Annotated in this window: 15 protein-coding genes; 3 read left to right on the forward strand and 12 right to left on the reverse strand. The window is 45.3% G+C overall.

Annotated elements, in window-relative coordinates:
- Positions 1 to 277: 277 nt before the first annotated feature.
- From MHN09_RS17815 to MHN09_RS17825, 3 genes are all read left to right on the forward strand, one after another.
- On the forward strand, positions 278 to 2098 hold the full coding sequence (locus MHN09_RS17815; protein ID WP_239241634.1) for a M2 family metallopeptidase: 1821 nt from the start codon (positions 278 to 280) through the stop codon (positions 2096 to 2098).
- Between the two features lie 162 nt (positions 2099 to 2260).
- On the forward strand, positions 2261 to 5212 hold the full coding sequence (locus tag MHN09_RS17820; protein WP_239241635.1) for a ligand-binding sensor domain-containing diguanylate cyclase: 2952 nt from the start codon (positions 2261 to 2263) through the stop codon (positions 5210 to 5212).
- A 195-nt stretch (positions 5213 to 5407) separates the two neighbouring features.
- Positions 5408 to 6040: an SDR family oxidoreductase gene (locus MHN09_RS17825; protein ID WP_239241636.1), complete on the forward strand. Its 633-nt coding sequence runs from the start codon at positions 5408 to 5410 to the stop codon at positions 6038 to 6040.
- 185 nt (positions 6041 to 6225) lie between these two features.
- Here the strand turns inward: MHN09_RS17825 and MHN09_RS17830 are convergent, their stop codons facing one another.
- From MHN09_RS17830 to plsX, 12 genes are all read right to left on the reverse strand, one after another.
- Positions 6226 to 6783, reverse strand: a complete 558-nt coding sequence (locus tag MHN09_RS17830) for a pyridoxamine 5'-phosphate oxidase family protein (RefSeq protein ID WP_156086316.1) — start codon at positions 6781 to 6783, stop codon at positions 6226 to 6228.
- A gap of 36 nt (positions 6784 to 6819) precedes the next feature.
- The gene (locus MHN09_RS17835; RefSeq protein ID WP_239241637.1) at positions 6820 to 7602 is read right to left on the reverse strand and encodes a YchF/TatD family DNA exonuclease; all 783 of its coding nucleotides are present in this window, start codon (positions 7600 to 7602) and stop codon (positions 6820 to 6822) included.
- A 63-nt stretch (positions 7603 to 7665) separates the two neighbouring features.
- The gene (gene holB / locus MHN09_RS17840; RefSeq protein ID WP_239241638.1) at positions 7666 to 8553 is read right to left on the reverse strand and encodes a DNA polymerase III subunit delta'; all 888 of its coding nucleotides are present in this window, start codon (positions 8551 to 8553) and stop codon (positions 7666 to 7668) included.
- Positions 8553 to 9203: a dTMP kinase gene (gene tmk, locus MHN09_RS17845; RefSeq protein WP_014949218.1), complete on the reverse strand. Its 651-nt coding sequence runs from the start codon at positions 9201 to 9203 to the stop codon at positions 8553 to 8555. The genes holB and tmk overlap by 1 nt, the downstream gene beginning before the upstream one ends.
- 59 nt (positions 9204 to 9262) lie before the next feature.
- Positions 9263 to 10282: an endolytic transglycosylase MltG gene (mltG, locus tag MHN09_RS17850; protein ID WP_239241639.1), complete on the reverse strand. Its 1020-nt coding sequence runs from the start codon at positions 10280 to 10282 to the stop codon at positions 9263 to 9265.
- 113 nt (positions 10283 to 10395) lie between these two features.
- Entirely contained in the window at positions 10396 to 11247 is an 852-nt protein-coding gene (gene pabC / locus MHN09_RS17855) for an aminodeoxychorismate lyase (protein WP_239241640.1), read from the reverse strand.
- Positions 11248 to 11480: 233 nt separating this feature from the next.
- Positions 11481 to 12719, reverse strand: a complete 1239-nt coding sequence (gene fabF / locus MHN09_RS17860) for a beta-ketoacyl-ACP synthase II (RefSeq protein WP_014949215.1) — start codon at positions 12717 to 12719, stop codon at positions 11481 to 11483.
- A gap of 80 nt (positions 12720 to 12799) precedes the next feature.
- Positions 12800 to 13039 (reverse strand): acyl carrier protein, encoded by a 240-nt coding sequence (gene acpP / locus MHN09_RS17865; protein WP_012518211.1) that lies wholly within the window; start codon positions 13037 to 13039, stop codon positions 12800 to 12802.
- Positions 13040 to 13238: 199 nt separating this feature from the next.
- Positions 13239 to 13979: a 3-oxoacyl-ACP reductase FabG gene (gene fabG, locus MHN09_RS17870; protein ID WP_014976326.1), complete on the reverse strand. Its 741-nt coding sequence runs from the start codon at positions 13977 to 13979 to the stop codon at positions 13239 to 13241.
- Positions 13980 to 13988: 9 nt separating this feature from the next.
- Positions 13989 to 14918 carry an ACP S-malonyltransferase gene (fabD, locus tag MHN09_RS17875; protein WP_239241641.1) on the reverse strand — a complete coding sequence of 310 codons (930 nt, stop codon included), beginning with the start codon at positions 14916 to 14918 and terminating at the stop codon, positions 13989 to 13991.
- A gap of 85 nt (positions 14919 to 15003) precedes the next feature.
- On the reverse strand, positions 15004 to 15969 hold the full coding sequence (locus MHN09_RS17880) for a beta-ketoacyl-ACP synthase III (RefSeq protein ID WP_014949212.1): 966 nt from the start codon (positions 15967 to 15969) through the stop codon (positions 15004 to 15006).
- Positions 15966 to 16991, reverse strand: coding sequence for a phosphate acyltransferase PlsX (gene plsX, locus MHN09_RS17885; protein ID WP_239241642.1), 1026 nt, complete (start codon positions 16989 to 16991; stop codon positions 15966 to 15968). The genes MHN09_RS17880 and plsX overlap by 4 nt, the downstream gene beginning before the upstream one ends.
- Positions 16992 to 17001: the final 10 nt, after the last annotated feature.

Here is a 17001-nt window from a genome sequence, read left to right on the forward strand (position 1 = left end):
AGTAGAGTAGGCTGAAGAGGATCAATCAGATAATCCGCTGAGAAAGATTTTCTTCTTTACATCTTTGGCATTTTATCAACCAGAAATTCCGGATACCCTTTAAAAATAGGCCCCAACCGTTCGCATTGCTAGTTATAAATTGCCTAAAAAAGCCAGTGCTTTTGTGAGAGTAATATCGAATTTATTTTACAAAAGCAACACAGCGTTACACAATGCAAGAGCATGTCTATGTGAACGTCGATTCACGTAAAAAAACACAATAATTAAAGGACAAAGTATGCTCAATCACAAACGTACTCTGATAGCAGCATTGGTAAGCGTTTCGCTTATGGGATGTGACGAAAGTACAACACAGACAGAAACTAAACCGCAACTCACTGCACAAGACGCCAAGCAGTTTTTAACACAGGCGCAAAATGATATTGCAAAAATGCAAGTTCCTGCCGCGCACGCCGAGTGGAGCTACGCCACGAATATCAATTTCGATACAGCAGCAGTCAGTGCTTACTTTAATGAAGTGCTTTCTACCAAGGTTGCAAAGTTAGCTAAAGAAGCGGCGAAATTTAACGATGTAGACGTAGATGCCGACACCCGCAGACAGCTTGACCTACTTAAAAACAGTTTAACAATGCCGCCGCCGGCAGATGCGGAAAAAGCAGAGCGGCTTGCAAAAATTGGTTCTGACTTAAGTGCCATGTACGGCTCTGGTGAGTATTGCAGCGAAGATGGTACGTGCAAAAGCTTGGTTGAAATGAGCTCTGAAATGGCCACCCTACGCGATGCTGACAAGCTACTAGAATATTGGACAGGCTGGCGTGAAGTATCTAAACCAATGGCAGGACTCTATGCAGAACAAGTATCGCTTGCCAATGAAGGTGCTACAGAGCTAGGTTTTGAGAACGTCAGCGCCTTGTGGCGTGGAAAGTACGACATGCCAGCAGATGAATTTCCCAAGGAGTTGGATCGCTTATGGACGCAAGTAGAGCCTTTCTACGAGTCACTACATTGCCATGTGCGCGCTAAGCTAGGTGAACACTATGGCGAAGACGTAGTACCTCAAGACAAACCAATCCCAGCCCATTTATTAGGTAACATGTGGGCACAGTCGTGGGGGAATATTTACGATATCGTTAAACCTCAGCAAGAAATGAAAGTTCCTGATGTTACAGGCGCATTAGCTGAACAGGGGTATGACGAAATCGCCATGGTTAAACAAGCAGAGTCATTTTTCTCATCACTTGGCTTTGAAGAACTTCCAGATACCTTTTGGGAACGCTCTATGTTTCAAAAGCCTGAAGGCCGTGACGTTCAGTGTCATGCCTCTGCGTGGGATTTAGATGACAAAGACGATCTTCGTATAAAGATGTGTATTCAAAAGACTGGCGAAGAATTTAACGTTATTCACCACGAATTAGGTCACAACTACTATCAACGCGCTTATAAAGACCAACCACTTCTTTACCGTGGTTCGGCAAACGACGGCTTCCACGAGGCTATTGGCGACACCATCGCTTTATCAATAACACCTAAGTACCTTAAGCAAATCGAGTTAATTGATGAGATCCCAGACGCATCAAACGATATCGGTATGTTAATGCAAGTTGCGTTAGACAAGATTGCCTTCATTCCCTTTGGTCTGATGGTTGACCAATGGCGCTGGAAAGTGATGTCAGGTGAAGTAACACCTGAACAATACAATCAACTATGGTGGGAATTGAGAGAAAAGTATCAGGGTGTGATGGCGCCTGTTGAGCGCAGCGCCGACGCGTTTGATCCGGGTGCAAAATATCACGTGCCTGCGAACGTACCTTATACACGCTATTTCCTAGCGCATATCCTTCAATTCCAGTTCCATAAAGCACTGTGTGACATTGCAGGTGATGAGGGCCCGCTTAACCGTTGTTCTATCTACGGCAGTGAAGAAGCCGGTAAAGCACTTAACGAAATGCTAGAGATGGGTATGAGCCAACCTTGGCAAAATGCGTTAGAAACACTGACAGGCTCATCGCAAATGGATGCCAGTACTATCGCTGACTACTTTGCGCCACTAAAAACGTGGTTAGATGAGCAAAATGCTACACGCCAGTGTGGCTGGTAACTATATCCGTTATGATTAGCCACTGGCTAACATAATTAATGCAGTCCAAAAAGCCTCGAATTTCGAGGCTTTTTTTGTTGAATTTAAACTTTTGTACCATTGTAAGAGCGGTAGATTAGCGTAACGTTAGTGTATAAATTTTATGTAATTTTTGATTATATTATGCGCACCCTGTTGGTACTTTCGCTTTTCATAGTTTTTACTGCAACTTGCAGCCTACCTGCACGCGCGAAACCTATTGCCCCAGCGTTTCACTCCTACAATATGGATAGTGGTATCGCCCACGTATCCATTTCAGATATTGCGGAAGATAAGTATGGTTTTCTGTGGTTGGCATCGCAGTCTGGTGTCGATAAATTTGACGGCTATACATTTCGAAACTTCGGCTTGTGGGGTGAAGACAAGTCAACAGGCCTCCAGACCCTGTTCGCCCTTCAGATAGAGGCAAGCTTAGACGGTCAATACCTGTGGGTGGGGACATACAGCGGGCTGAGCCGTATAGATGTTGATACTGAGTCGTTCAAGCACTACACGTTACCGGCGTCAGAGCCTTTCAATAAACAGGTAATTAATAGGATCAAGACCACCCACAATGGCCAGCTTTGGATAGTCTCTGAGCGAAACCTTTACACATACTCTCCAGAATCAGACAGTGTAGAACTGGTCAGCTACCTTCCCAGTACCACGAGTACGCTGACAGACATAGAACTTATCGGCAACACCCTTTATGTCACTTCCACCTCGGGCCTTTATAAACTTGATCCGTTTAAGAAGTCTCTTGAGTTAGTGGCTTTTGAAAACATGAACTTTACTCGACTGGTGGCAGCAGAGAAATCTCGATTCTGGTTGGGCACCGCTACCCACGGCGCATGTTTGTTCAATCCCGACGAACAAAGCACTACCATCGACAAAAGCTGTACCTCTGAAACTCACGGATTATCTGATAACTACGTTACAGACATCTTATTAAAGGACAACGGTGATATATGGGTTTCTACTCAGCGTGGGCTGAATATTTTAACGTCACATAACCCCAACTCTGTGCTGCGTGCACCGATTAACGAGAAAGATGCGGCCAAAGAGAGAATTTCAAGCCTTTATCAAACGAAAGCTGGGCTGGTTGTCGTTGGCACCACAGACGATGGGTTTGCGATCAGTAACCCTCTGCTTAGCAACTTCTACTCACAGGAAATAGGCGAAGGACGAATCATCTCCTCTTTATCGAATTACAAAGATAACCAAGTATGGGTAGCGAACGAAAAGGGCCTTTGGCTTTACGACACGATAAGTAAAACTCAAGAAGGCCCATTTACTTCCAATGGTGCATTTGCGAGTAGCGAAGACACTAACGATAAGCTGTTGAGCGTGTTTTATCATACGAAAAGCGATGCATTATGGGTAACCACACGCACAGGCCTCGCCAAACTGAACCCTCAGACCAGAAACCTAGAATTTGTTGCGCTGAATGGTAAGTCGGGTTACAGCATTAATATCGATGATGACGGAGACATTTGGTATGGCGGCTACAGCGATGGGCTGTTTGTATATCGCCCGTCAGAAGATAGGGTAATAAAGCAATGGCCATTGTCGCTGACAACGAGAATTGTTTTGGACGACAATGAAAACGCATGGTTAAGTACGGTATCCGGTTTATTTGTTGCGAATAAACTGACTGGAGACTTGACCAGCGTCAGTGAGTTTACGGACAAGATATCAGATCAAACTGTAGTGACGTGGATTTCTCAGTCAAAACGCGGTGGTTATTGGGTTGGAACGCAAGCAGCTGGACTCTTCTTTATGTCTAAAGAAGGCAGTGATTTATCAACGATTAAAGTGACACAAATTAAGCCTGAAAGTCGATTGAGCAATGTATCCATCGGGGCAATTGTTGAAGATGATGAATATGGACTTTGGATCTCTACAATTGAAGGGATTGCGTATTTAGCACCTGACTTGTCTACCCTTTCTTATTTCGGTGCAGAAAACGGCGCACTGTCTACGGGTTACTATATTGGCTCTGTCACCGTAACTGAAAATAACACAATAATGTTTGGTGGAGCGGAAGGCTTAACACAATTTACTCCCTCACAAGTGGCAAATGTAAAGTGGTCACCTGGAGTGCACCTCACAAACGTTGAAACGGTGAGTAGGAACGAGCAAAACGGAACAACCTATCAGCAAAGACAGCGCCTAGACGAGGTAATCGAACTTAAACATAATGATATTGCGCTCACGATTGAATTTGCCGCCACTGATTATATGAATGCAAACGAACTTACGTATGCCTATAAACTCGCAGACTTTGAGAACAGCTGGCGCTTTACTGACTACAAGACAAGAACGGCCACCTACACCAACTTGGACCCAGGACGCTACCGCTTCACTGTTAAAGCTATAAATCAAGAGAATGAATGGAGCACCAATGCAGCGCAACTTGAAATAGTTGTAGTTCCACCATGGTGGGATAAGCCTATATGGCGTGTGGCGATTACCCTGCTAGGCATGCTGTTGATTTCATCGATGGTGTGGCTGAGGATAGCATCGTTGAAAAAGCGCTCTGCTGAACTTGCACTAAAAGTTGAGGAAAAAACCCGAGACTTAGAGGCGGTCGTAGAAAAGTTAACGCAGCTTTCAACTCAGGACGCATTGACGGGTCTCAAAAATCGTCGCTACTTTACACAAAGAGCCAAGGCAGCATGGCAAAATTATAAGCGCCATAATCATACTTTCTCCTTGCTAATTGTTGATATTGATTTCTTCAAGCGTATTAACGATGAATACGGTCATCATGTGGGTGACACAGTACTGGTCAAAATAGCTAGGATCCTGGAAGATAGTTTAAGAGAAAGTGACGTAATTGCGCGATGGGGCGGTGAGGAGTTTCTTATATTGCTGCCTTCATTAAAGGTACAAGAAGCATTTTGGGTGGCAGAAAAGCTACGTAAAACTGTCGCGGATTACGAAATCGATGCTCCCCCCTACTCTGTATCGGCTACCATAACCTGTGGTGTAGCGGATATACGAGATTACGATAGCGTCGAGGCTTGCATCCACGCCATCGATAAAAAGCTATATGTCGGCAAAGAATCAGGCCGAAATGCGGTGATAAAATAGCCGCTGGCTCATCATCGTACCCTTTAGTTTCTCTTCCCCCCATTGCATTGCCGTTTAAATGGCAATGCATGCAGGCAAACGTTTTGTCATGCATTTTATCGCAGTAATTGATCGCTTTCCTTTTTACCCACCTATGTATTGTGAATTCTTAAGTAGCTTAAGATGAGCGATATCACCCACAAGGAGGATGAAAACATGGCAAATGTATTAGTAATCGGCGCATCAGGCCAAATTGGTAAGCAAGCAACAGTGAAATTGTTGGATGCTGGTCACAAAGTCGTAGCGCCAGTAAGAAGCCCAGACAAACTGTCAGATATCCAAAATGCCAACCTCACAGTGGTTGAGCAGGATTTAGAAAAAGATTTTTCAGCACACTTTGAAGGTGTGGACGTTGCGGTATTCACAGCAGGTTCTGGCGGTAGCACCGGCGCAGATAAAACACTTTTGATTGATCTTTGGGCGGCCCGCAACGCGGTTAACTATGCAAAAGCGGCGGGGACACCCAAATTTGTTATGGTTAGTTCTATTGGTGCAGACGATCCTGACGCCGTGGAGTCAGCAATAAAACCATATTTGGTTGCCAAACACATGGCCGACGAGCATCTAATTAATAGCGGCTTACATCACGTAATACTTCGACCTGGCACTTTATTAAATGAACCGGGCACGCATTTAGTACGAACCGATATGCCAAGCAATAGGGACGATGCTGTAATACCAAGAGAAGATGTAGCGACAGCTATTGTCGAAAGCGTTGCAAGAGAAAGCAATGATGATTTAATCACCTATTTGTTCAAAGGTGATACACCAATTTCTCATATTTTCTAGGTGAGCGACTTTTCTAGGTGATCGGCGCCCTCTCATTTGCCAATGCGTTATCGCGTCTATCCGAGCTAGAGAGGGCTTACTTTTTGCTTAGGTCGCCGGTTTGTATACTGCTGACTTAGGTGGTGCCCAGAATAGGCAGTATCACGCACTTAATATGTGCCTACTTAGAGACTAGAGGTGGTTACCTACGGTATCAATGACTGGCTAACCCAGTTGCCATTTCCGTCTTTTTGATGCCACTCTCGACTTTGAGGGTTACCTCTCAAATTCAGGTAATCTACGCTATCAATAGCTAGCATGATCACGCAAAAATGAGGTGGAACTACACCAAAATCCCCTTCAACCTGTAGTGCCGAACCATCGTTTCTTGGCGTGCCGGGCTCGCCCCACAAAAACTGCTTTTTGCCTGCATCTGACAATTTATTCCAGTGCTGAGTAACTAAGTCAGCATCTTGATGTAACGTTATTATTGTTGCAGTACAAGAGAAGCGATATTGCTCCCTGGTTTTAGAAAAATACCAACAAACCTGCGAGTGAGGATTCTGGCCAAGCTGGTCATATTTATCTGAGCGGGTGTCAGAAATAACCACCAGTTGGTTGTCGTCGGTGATCCCTCTAAAAACCACGGTACGGCAGTACGGTACACCACTACCGTCCACAGTAGCTAACTGAAAGTAACGACTTTCTGGCATACTGCGGGTTTGGTGAAGACTCTTTGTCAACCCTTGTCGCCACTGGGGCATAACCACCTCCGAGAGTAAAATCGCCTATACTTACCGCTACGCGGCTTTCTTCTTCGCAGCTAAAAAAAACAGGGAGTAGAAGTTTTGCGTGGTAATTTCCGCTAGTTCTTTTACCGTCACGCCTTTAAGCTCAGCAATAAATTCTGCCACTTCTACCACGTAACCTGGTTGGTTTTGTTTACCTCGATGAGGAACTGGCGCAAGCCATGGTGAGTCAGTTTCAATAAGTAGTCGCTCTAAAGGGATCGCTTTTACCACTTCACGCAATTCATCTGCTGAATTAAAGGTTACGATGCCTGAAATAGAGATATAGAAGTCCATCTCTATTGCTGCCAGCGCCATGTCTAATGACTCAGTAAAGCAATGCAAAACACCTTTGGTGTGCGCAGCTTTGTGTTGGCGGAGTAAGTTAATGGTGTCTTCCCTTGCATCCCGCGTATGAATTATTAACGGCTTTTTAGTTTCGTTAGCTACTTTGATGTGGTCGACGAAAGACGTTAGCTGGACTTCTTTACTTTCCGGACTATAAAAATAGTCCAGCCCAGTTTCGCCAATGGCTACCACTTCTTCACGCTGCGCCTTCTCTAACAGTTCTTCATAGCTACACGCTTCATCTTGATGTAGTGGGTGCACACCACAAGATACTGATACATCTTCAAACTGACTTACAGCTGCTAACATGCTGTCGTAATCACCAACAGATACGCACACACAAAGGAAGTGTTCAACACCTCGGGTTCTTGCGAAATTTAAGGTTTCAGCCAGCTCTTCTGGCCCTTGCTTAAGTCGGTCTAAGTGACAATGAGAATCTACGAACAAACTACACCTGTTTTAAAAAATTGCTGTTAGACAAAAGGGCTTCGACAAGCCAGCGTTTGCCTATTAACGTTGAAATTGCTTTAGTAACCCAAAAAGTACCATTGATTTGTTAACACCTGCGTGCTGCAGCGTTCTTACCGCATCAACACACGCTTCATAGCGTTTAAAATCAACAGCCTGTTGACGTTTTATGTATTCGTCATGGGCCATCTGTTGACACCACAATGCGATTTGAGGCGCATTGTCCTGCCACTTATTCGCAAGCGTTTGTACTTGCAAATTTGCATCGCCTGCTAAGAGCGCTTGCATACCATCGCTAAAATTGCGATAGCTAATGTCTTCTTCACCACTGAGGGCCTCTTCTACGCGAAGAGGAGCATAGCCATAAGCTGCCAGTAACGCTTCGCTTGCATCTTCTACGCCCTTAGCGTTTAAGTAGTTCAAACTATCTGACACTGACGGGAGTGAGAGTATCTGCCGTTCACATCGACTTAATATGGTCGGCATAATTTTATTGATACTGTCAGTGATCAGCAGCAAGAAGGTATTATTTGTGGGTTCTTCTAAGGTTTTCAACAGTGCATTAGCTGCCGCTTCCGTCATGGTATCGGCACGGGGAATCAACAACACTTTATTGCCCCCCATTTGCGCAGTACCTGATAGCTTACCAATGCCCTCGCGAATTTTATCCACACCTAACTGCTTTTCACTTTCTAAAACATGAAAGTCTGGGTGGTTTCCAGCTTGCTTCAAATGGCAACTTTGACACTGTTCACATGGCCCATTTATGCTTGGCTGCTTACACAATAGCGCATTGCTTAACCCTAACGCGAGTTGGTATTTTCCAATTCCCTTTGGCCCTGTCAGCAATAAACCATGGTGTAGTTTCTTTGCCATATATCGCGACAGTAACGTCGAGAACGTTGTAGCAAACCAAGGCATTACTTGCATTAACCTTTCCCCTGCTGGCTTTCGCTACTTGTGTTCGTCACATAGTCATTGATAATCGCAATCACGTCTTGATGAACCTTTTCCATAGGCTGCATTGCACTGACCACGACGATAGATTCATCTTGCTTAGCAAGAGACAAGTATTTTGCACGAGTTCGTTCGAAAAAGGCGAGCCCCGCTTGCTCAATGCGGTCAAGCTCCCCTCGCCCACGGGCGCGCTCTAGTCCAACCGCAGGCTCGACATCCAGATATAAAGTTAAATCTGGCTTAAACCCTTTAAGGGCGATATCGCTGATGGCCGACATTGTTTTTCCACTGACGCCCCGACCACCGCCTTGATAGGCTTGAGATGACAGGTCGTGTCTGTCACCTACCACCCACGCACCAGCATCAAGTGATGGTAAGATTTTATTGGTAAGTAATTGCACACGCGCCGCATACATAAGAAGTAGTTCAGTCTCCTCACTCACGGTCTCATCCCAGTCGTGTTTTACACATTCTCGAATGGCTTCTGCCATCGGTGTGCCGCCTGGCTCACGAGTTTGCTCAACGCGCTTTCCTGCACCTTTTAATGCTTGAACAATCAGCCCAATCACTGAGCTTTTTCCTGCCCCTTCAAGGCCTTCAACTACAATAAACTTTCCGCGCATTACTTTTTAAACTCTGTTTTTATTTAGCTATAACGTATCGGTTGTCTGCATCAATACGGCTATCGTCTTAACTGGTATTTTCGCACAGCTGCATTGTGTTCAGCTAGTGTCGTAGAAAATTGATGGCTGCCATCGCCCTTCGCCACAAAATAGAGTGCATCCGTTGTCAGTGGGTGCAACGCAGCGTGAATGGCGGCCTTGCCTGCCATCGCGATAGGCGTAGGTGGGAGCCCTTTAATAACATAGGTATTGTAAGGCGTTGCTGTTCGCAAGTGCTTACGGGTAATGTTTCCGTCAAACGTAGGACCGATACCATAAATCACGGTGGGATCAGTTTGAAGACGCATATTTCTGTTTAGCCTATTGACGAAAACGCCTGAAATCATGTCACGTTCCGCAGGCACAGCCGTTTCTTTTTCAATGATACTCGCTAAGATAAGAGCCTCGTAAGGTGTGGCTAACGGCAGTTCGGCATCCCGTAATTCCCATTCGCTAGAGACAAAGTCAATTAGCGCGCGGTGTGCTCTTTTCAATACCTCGCTTGCGGTTGTGCCTTTGGTAAAGAAATACGTATCAGCCAAATATACGCCCTCTGTCTGCGAAACATTTTCGCAACACCAATCTACGCCATTATCCTGAGTGAGCTGGTTTAATTTCCTGTCGTTTAAATCAAACACCAAATCTGTGTTTTGTTTAAGCGCCTCAAGCCACTGTGCAAGGGTTAGCCCTTCGACTAAACTCACTGCGAAGAGATGCTCATCGCCCTCAGTAAACAAGGTAAACACATCTACTAGTGACTGCCCTGGGCGCAGCATGTAGGTGCCAGACTTAACAGACGTACTGCCTGCAAAGAATTTGAGCCACACCTTAGCAACAAAGGGCGACACATCGGTCATGCCTATTTTACGCAAGTGTTTCACGGTACGATAAGCGTTACTGCCGCTCTCTATCGTAAATAAGGTTTCACTTTTTAATGCTAGTTCATCGGTAACCTTGCTCGAGACATACATTACGCCAGAGGCTGCCCCAACAACGGCAAGCATGAAAAGAGATAATAAAATGACAATTACCCGCTTCATGCTTGAACTTCCCCTTTCTTCATTGCTTTACATTCCATTTTATTTCTTTTTACTACTAATATGGTGAAGCTCGTAAAACGTTGACGAACCCCGTTGTGAGAAGTGCGTTTTAGTTAATTTTGAAGCGCAGTCTGAAGCCGTGTCTTTAGCGCTACAATCGCATCGCTTCTTACATCAAAATCGACATAAGAGAAATCCGGCATTTGTATTTTCTGTACCGGCATTACGCCCATTAGTGCATTGGTAATTACCACTGCACTCGCTTTTCGCAAATAAGAAAGGTCATATTCCCCCACGTGAAGCGAACAATTGTCGTTTAACAGCGAATCAATAAGACACTGCCTGACTACGCCATTGACACCGCTTCCCTTCAAAGACGGGGTATACCATTGTTCATTGAGGTAGAAAAATACATTGCCAGCACTCGCTTCAATAATGTTATCTTGGGTATCGCAAACAATAGCATCGTGTACGCCAGCGTCGTCTACTTCGTGCTTAATTAAGACTTGTTCTAGCCTGTTCATATGCTTTACACCCGCAAGCAATGGTTGAATGGCTAACCGCGTTTGAGCGCATATTACCGTTGCCCCTTCATTCGCAAGACTATCGTAATGGACAGGGTAAGGGTGCTGGCTAAATCTGACTAATGCTTCACTGTCTTCGCTTCGCGCATACCCCCTTCCGGCTTGACCTCCCGACACGTGAACTTTTAGCACATATTTTGGAGAAGCGTTATCACCTGAACCGCTCTTTATCGTCTTAACCTGTTCAGCAATTGCGGCTTCAAGCGCGCGGATATCAATATTGAGCTTGATGGCTGCCGCATCGTGCTCTAAACGTGAAATATGATAAGGCAATAATTCTACTTGATGATCACTTACCAACAATGTGGTAAACACACCGTCGCCATAATTAAACGCCCTGTCACTTGATGAAATAGGCGTAGCGCTAGGAATAATTCTCACTGCCTACTCTTGTTCGCCGTTATTGTGGTTGTTGGAAGTATACCAACTTGCGTTGGTCAGACAACGTCTAGCTGAATTGATTTGGCTGTAGCTGTGCTCAAAGAGACCTGAGTTTTATGATATTTACTGTGAGATATAACTGTATAAACAACAAAAGGCAGCCGAAGCTGCCTTTTAAATATACGTGAAGTTCACTTGATCAGCGATAAGTACGCTATATTAATTACGCCGTATTAGATACGCTTGAAAATCAATGAGCCGTTCGTACCGCCAAACCCGAATGAGTTACACAGTGCGTAGTCTTCATTGAATGCTTTTGCTTTGTGTGCAACAAAGTCTAAGTCACAGCCTTCACCTGGTTCGTCCAAGTTAATGGTTGGCGGCGCCATTTTGTCACGCAGTGCCAAAATAGTGAAAATTGCCTCAACTGAACCGGCGGCCCCTAGCAAATGGCCTGTCATTGACTTGGTAGAGCTAACAAGTAGCTTGTGAGCATGGTCATTGAACACGCGTTTTACTGCTGCCACTTCCGCAATGTCACCTGCAGGCGTAGACGTACCATGTGCGTTAACATAGCCGATTTCGCTTGCATCCAACTTCGCATCATTTATCGCGTTTTGCATAGACGCTGCCGCACCTTCTCCATCTTCAGGTGGAGAAGTCATGTGGTATGCGTCGCCGCTCATGCCAAAACCAACCAGTTCTGCATAAATGGTCGCGCCACGCGCTTTTGCAGCTTCGTATTCTTCTAGCATTACCACGCCAGCGCCCTCACCCATGACAAAACCATCGCGGTCTTTATCCCATGGGCGGCTTGCTGCTTGTGGGTTGTCGTTGCGAGATGACAACGCACGTGCCGCGGCAAAACCAGCCATGCCTAGCGGAGTAATAGACGCTTCTGCGCCTCCGGCCAGCATGGCATCAGCATCGCCATAAGCAATTGTTCTTGCGGCAATACCAATGTTGTGAACGCCTGTTGTACAAGCAGTCACAACGTTTAAATTCGGTCCTTTCAACCCTTCCATGATAGACAAAAAGCCTGAGATCATGTTGGTAATGGTTGAAGGTACAAAAAATGGCGATACGCGCTTAGGACCGCTATTTGTCAGTTTCAAATGGTTTTGTTCAATTTGTTCTAAACCACCAATACCTGAACCAATAGCTACACCTACACGATGCGCATTATCTTGTGAAATAGTTAAACCAGAATCGACCAAGGCTTGCTTGCCTGCTGCTATACCCAGCTGGATAAAGCGGTCCATTTTCTTGGTTTCTTTCTTTTCAATGTATTCCTGCGGATCAAAATCATTAATTTGACCTGCGAAACGGGTTGAATAGTTACTACAATCGAAATGGGTGATTTCACCGATGCCGCTTTCGCCCGCGAGCAATTTGCGCCATGTGTCTTCGCTATTAAGACCTAATGGTGAAAGCATTCCAAGACCAGTAACCACTACGCGACGTTTTGTCACAAAAAGCCCTCGCTTTGGAACTAAGGTAGGAGATACAAAAACGGCTCTGTTAGAAGAGCCGTTTTGTCGCTACTTAAGACTTAAGCGTCTTTGTTAGCGTTGATGTAATCAATTGCTGATTGAACAGTAGTAATTTTTTCTGCTTCTTCGTCAGGAATTTCAGTATCGAATTCTTCTTCCAAAGCCATTACTAGCTCAACAGTGTCAAGTGAATCAGCGCCTAAATCGTCAACGAATGAAGCTTCTGCTTTTACTTCTTCTTCTTTCACGCCAAGTTGTTCAACGATGATTTTCTTAACGCGTTCTTCAATGTTACTCATAATTCTAGGTTTCCCTTAAACGTCACTAGATAATAAAAGTGCCGCTAGTTTATTTTGCAAGGTGCATCCTTGCAAGCACCAGTTTAAACAAATTTTCTGGTCAAACCAGCGACATTCGAAATTCGTAAAATACTATTTTTACATCCAAGTTCGGGTAAATACCACCCCAAACTAAGGAAAATTCGCAATTTTTGCGAATTTACCCCATATACATACCACCATTTACATGGATAGTTTCGCCTGTAATATAGGCTGCACCATCGCTTACTAAAAAGGCAACAGTGGCTGCAATTTCATCAGGCTCGCCTAATCGGTTAGCCGGAATATCTTTGAAAATGGCTTCTTTTTGGTCATCAGTCAGCGCTTTTGTCATATCGGTATCGATAAAACCAGGCGCTACAACGTTGATGGTAATACCACGAGAAGCCACTTCACGCGCCATAGATTTAGAAAAACCAATGACCCCTGCTTTCGCTGCAGCATAGTTTGCCTGTCCGGCGTTACCCGCACTGCCCACCACTGAACCAATATTCACGATGCGACCAAAACGCTTCTTCATCATACCGCGAAGTACCGCTTTCGACAGTGTGAAAATTGAGGTTAAGTTGGTGTCGATAATGTCCTGCCACTCGTCATCTTTCATGCGCATTAGCAGATTATCACGTGTGATACCGGCATTATTGACCAAGATATCGATACCACCATGTGCTTCATTGATCGCTTTAATCGTGGTATCTACGCTTTCTTTGTCGGTGACATTTAGCGCAAAGCCCTTGCCGCCGAATTCAGAAAGATAATCGCTAATTGCTTGTGCACCATTTTCACTGGTTGCTGTGCCGATAACCGTAGCACCTTGCTGTGCAAGCTGCGTAGCAATCGCTTTGCCTATACCTCGGCTTGCGCCGGTAACAAGCGCAATTTTACCGTCTAATTGACTCATTGCGTTTCCTTATTGTTTTAATGCTTCAACACCATCAGGTGTATTAACTGCAAGAGATTCTAGGCTCTTGTCGATACGTTTGTTCAATCCAGTAAGTACTTTACCAGGACCTACTTCAATAACGCGCTCAACGCCCGCTGCCGCCAAGTATTCAACAGTACGCGTCCATTGAACGGGGCAATATAGTTGTCTCACTAATGCGTTCTTGATTGCATCACCTTGGGTTTCAATAGTGACATCAACATTATTCACGATATTGATTGCAGGCTCATTAACGTTCAATGACGATAACGCGTCTTCTAACTTGTCTGCTGCAGGACGCATTAACTCACAGTGTGAAGGAACGCTTACCGCAAGAGGAAGTGCGCGCTTAGCGCCCGCTTCTTTACACGCATAAGCAGCTTGCTCGGCGGCGTTCTTTTCCCCTGCAATAACCACTTGGCCTGGAGAGTTGAAGTTAACTGGTGCAACAACATCGCCTGTAGCAATAGCAGTTTGCTGACAAATATCCGCAATGGCGGCATCGTCTAATCCGATAATGGCATACATGGCACCCGCACCTGCTGGTACAGCTTCTTGCATGTATTTACCACGGGCTTCCACAAGCTTGATAGCATCAGCAAAATCCATGGCGCCGCCACATACTAATGCTGAGTACTCACCAAGGCTGTGACCCGCTAGGTAATCTACATCGATGCCCTGCTCGCGAATAACACGCCAAATTGCTACGCTAGCAGCAAGTAACGCTGGTTGAGTGATATGGGTTTCGTTAAGTTTACCGTCTGTATCATTTTGGACTAAATCCCACAGATCGTAGCCGAGCGCGTCAGAGGCTTCTTTAAACGTTGCTTCGATAATCGGAGAAGTCTCAGCAAGTTCCTTTAGCATACCTACGCTTTGAGAACCTTGTCCTGGAAATACACAGGCTGTCTTTGTCATGTCGATTCCTTATTATTTTTAAATTACTAGAAGCGAGAAAACGTCGGAGTTGGAGTGCCCCTTAACGAGGCAAATATCTGCAAGGCTAATAGCGTACAAGCGCCGATGCCCAAGCAAATCCGCCTCCGAATGCTTCTAGTAATAAGTGCTGTCCGCGTTGAATGCGCCCGTCTCTGATAGCGGTATCAAGCGCTGTAGGCACAGTAGCAGCAGAGGTATTACCATACTGCTCTAACGTAAGCACTACTTGATCAAGAGACATATTCAGCTTTTTAGCTGTCGCTTTAATAATTCTAAAGTTTGCTTGGTGAGGTACTAACCAGTCAAGATCAGATTTTTGCATACCGTTGGCAGCAAGGGTTTGTTCTACCACTTCTGAAAGCTTGGTTACCGCAACCTTAAAGACTTCATTACCACGCATCACACCCCAGTTCTCGTGAACCGACTGCTCGTCACCACGGGTTGGATTACCCACGTACAGCAAATCGCCATGAGAGCCTGATGCGTTGATATGTGTGGAAAGAATGCCAGGTTCATCACTCGCTTCAATAATCGTTGCGCCTGCCGCATCGCCAAACAAGATAACCATGGTTCTGTCTTCAGGGTTTATCAAGCGGCTCAAACAGTCGGTACCGACTACAAGAATACGCTTCGCCATGCCTGACTTAATGTATTGATCGGCAACACTTAATGCGTAGCAGTAACCTGCACATGCAGCAGCTACGTCAAATGCAGGGATACCGTCAATATCAAGAATGCGTTGAATTTCACATGCTGTGCTTGGAAGCGCATAGCGACCACTCGTGGTGGCACACACAATCATGTCGATAGATTTCGGGTCAATGCCAGCCATCTCAATGGCTTTCTTACTGGCTTCTGCCCCCATGGTAGCAGCGGTTTCATCTGCTCCAATAATACGTCGCTCTTTTATCCCGGTACGGTCAGTGATCCATTCGTCACTGGTGTCCACCATTTGCTCTAAATCTGCGTTTGTACGCACGTCGCTGGGATAATAGCTACCTGTTCCTATAAAGCGTGAATATTTGCTCAAAGCTGCTCCAACAATACCGTTTCTATCTTTGTCTTTATCTTTTCAGGTAAATGCATCTTTGCTTCTTTCATTGCTTGCACGATGGCGTAATAAAAGGCGTCTTTTTGTGCATTTCCGTGACTCTTGATAACAATGCCGCGCAATCCTATCAGACTCGCACCGTTATACTGGTCGGGGTTCACGCTGTTATAGATAGATTTCAGTAATGGGAAGGCAATTTTTGCCAATAATCGGGTATAAAAGTTCTTCTGTGACTGGCGTTTTACCTCGTTTATCACTAACTTAGCCAGCCCTTCGCTCGATTTAAGCGCTACATTTCCAGTAAAACCGTCTGTTACCACTACATCGGCATGATCGGTGAAAATGTCGTCGCCTTCTACATAACCAATATAGTTTATGCCTGGCGCATCTTTAAAAAGCTGGTCGGCAGATTTTACCTGTGCGTTACCTTTAATATCTTCTTCGCCTACGTTCAATAAGGCAACCCGTGGCGATGCTATGCCCGCCACCTCTTGCGCAAGCACTGAGCCCATAACGCCGTATTGGAAAAGAATTTCAGGCGTACAGTTCACGTTTGCGCCTAAATCTAAAAGAAATACGTTATGGTGCCCTGTTGTAGGCATCATATTAATGAGTGCGGGCCTATCAATGCCTGATAAGGTTTTAAGCAAATAGAATGATAAGGTAAGCAGTGCACCGGTATTACCTGCGCTTACGCACGCGTTTGCCTCGCCACTTTCGACAAGTTCAATAACGCGACGCATAGAAGAATCTTTTTTGCTTCGTAGCGCTGACGTTGGCGCTTCGCCCATCTCAACGACTTGTGAGCAGTGCACAATAGTAACGCGGTTGCGTTCAGCGTTGGTAAGGGGCTGTATACCTGCTTTGATGGTATCTTCATCACCGCATAACGTGAAGTGCACGTCTGGGTGAAGTTGAATAGCCTTTACGGCTGCGGGAAGGATAACAGGGGGACCATGATCGCCCCCCATGATATCTAACGCGATGGTTAGTTTAGACAAAATGTAGTCG

The sequence above is a fragment of the Alteromonas sp. MmMcT2-5 genome (assembly GCF_022348315.1).
Taxonomy (GTDB): domain Bacteria; phylum Pseudomonadota; class Gammaproteobacteria; order Enterobacterales; family Alteromonadaceae; genus Alteromonas; species Alteromonas macleodii.

Excerpts from the sequence above, each read along its gene's own strand:
- MHN09_RS17820 (WP_239241635.1), top strand. The coding sequence starts at position 2,261 with ATGCGCACCCTGTTGGTACTTTCGCTTTTCATAGTTTTTACTGCAACT.
- MHN09_RS17815 (WP_239241634.1), top strand. The coding sequence starts at position 278 with ATGCTCAATCACAAACGTACTCTGATAGCAGCATTGGTAAGCGTTTCG.
- mltG (WP_239241639.1), bottom strand. The coding sequence starts at position 10,282 with ATGAAGCGGGTAATTGTCATTTTATTATCTCTTTTCATGCTTGCCGTT.
- fabG (WP_014976326.1), bottom strand. The coding sequence starts at position 13,979 with ATGAGTCAATTAGACGGTAAAATTGCGCTTGTTACCGGCGCAAGCCGA.
- MHN09_RS17825 (WP_239241636.1), top strand. The coding sequence starts at position 5,408 with ATGGCAAATGTATTAGTAATCGGCGCATCAGGCCAAATTGGTAAGCAA.
- holB (WP_239241638.1), bottom strand. The coding sequence starts at position 8,553 with ATGCAAGTAATGCCTTGGTTTGCTACAACGTTCTCGACGTTACTGTCG.
- acpP (WP_012518211.1), bottom strand. The coding sequence starts at position 13,039 with ATGAGTAACATTGAAGAACGCGTTAAGAAAATCATCGTTGAACAACTT.
- MHN09_RS17830 (WP_156086316.1), bottom strand. The coding sequence starts at position 6,783 with ATGCCCCAGTGGCGACAAGGGTTGACAAAGAGTCTTCACCAAACCCGC.
- fabD (WP_239241641.1), bottom strand. The coding sequence starts at position 14,918 with ATGACAAAGACAGCCTGTGTATTTCCAGGACAAGGTTCTCAAAGCGTA.
- tmk (WP_014949218.1), bottom strand. The coding sequence starts at position 9,203 with ATGCGCGGAAAGTTTATTGTAGTTGAAGGCCTTGAAGGGGCAGGAAAA.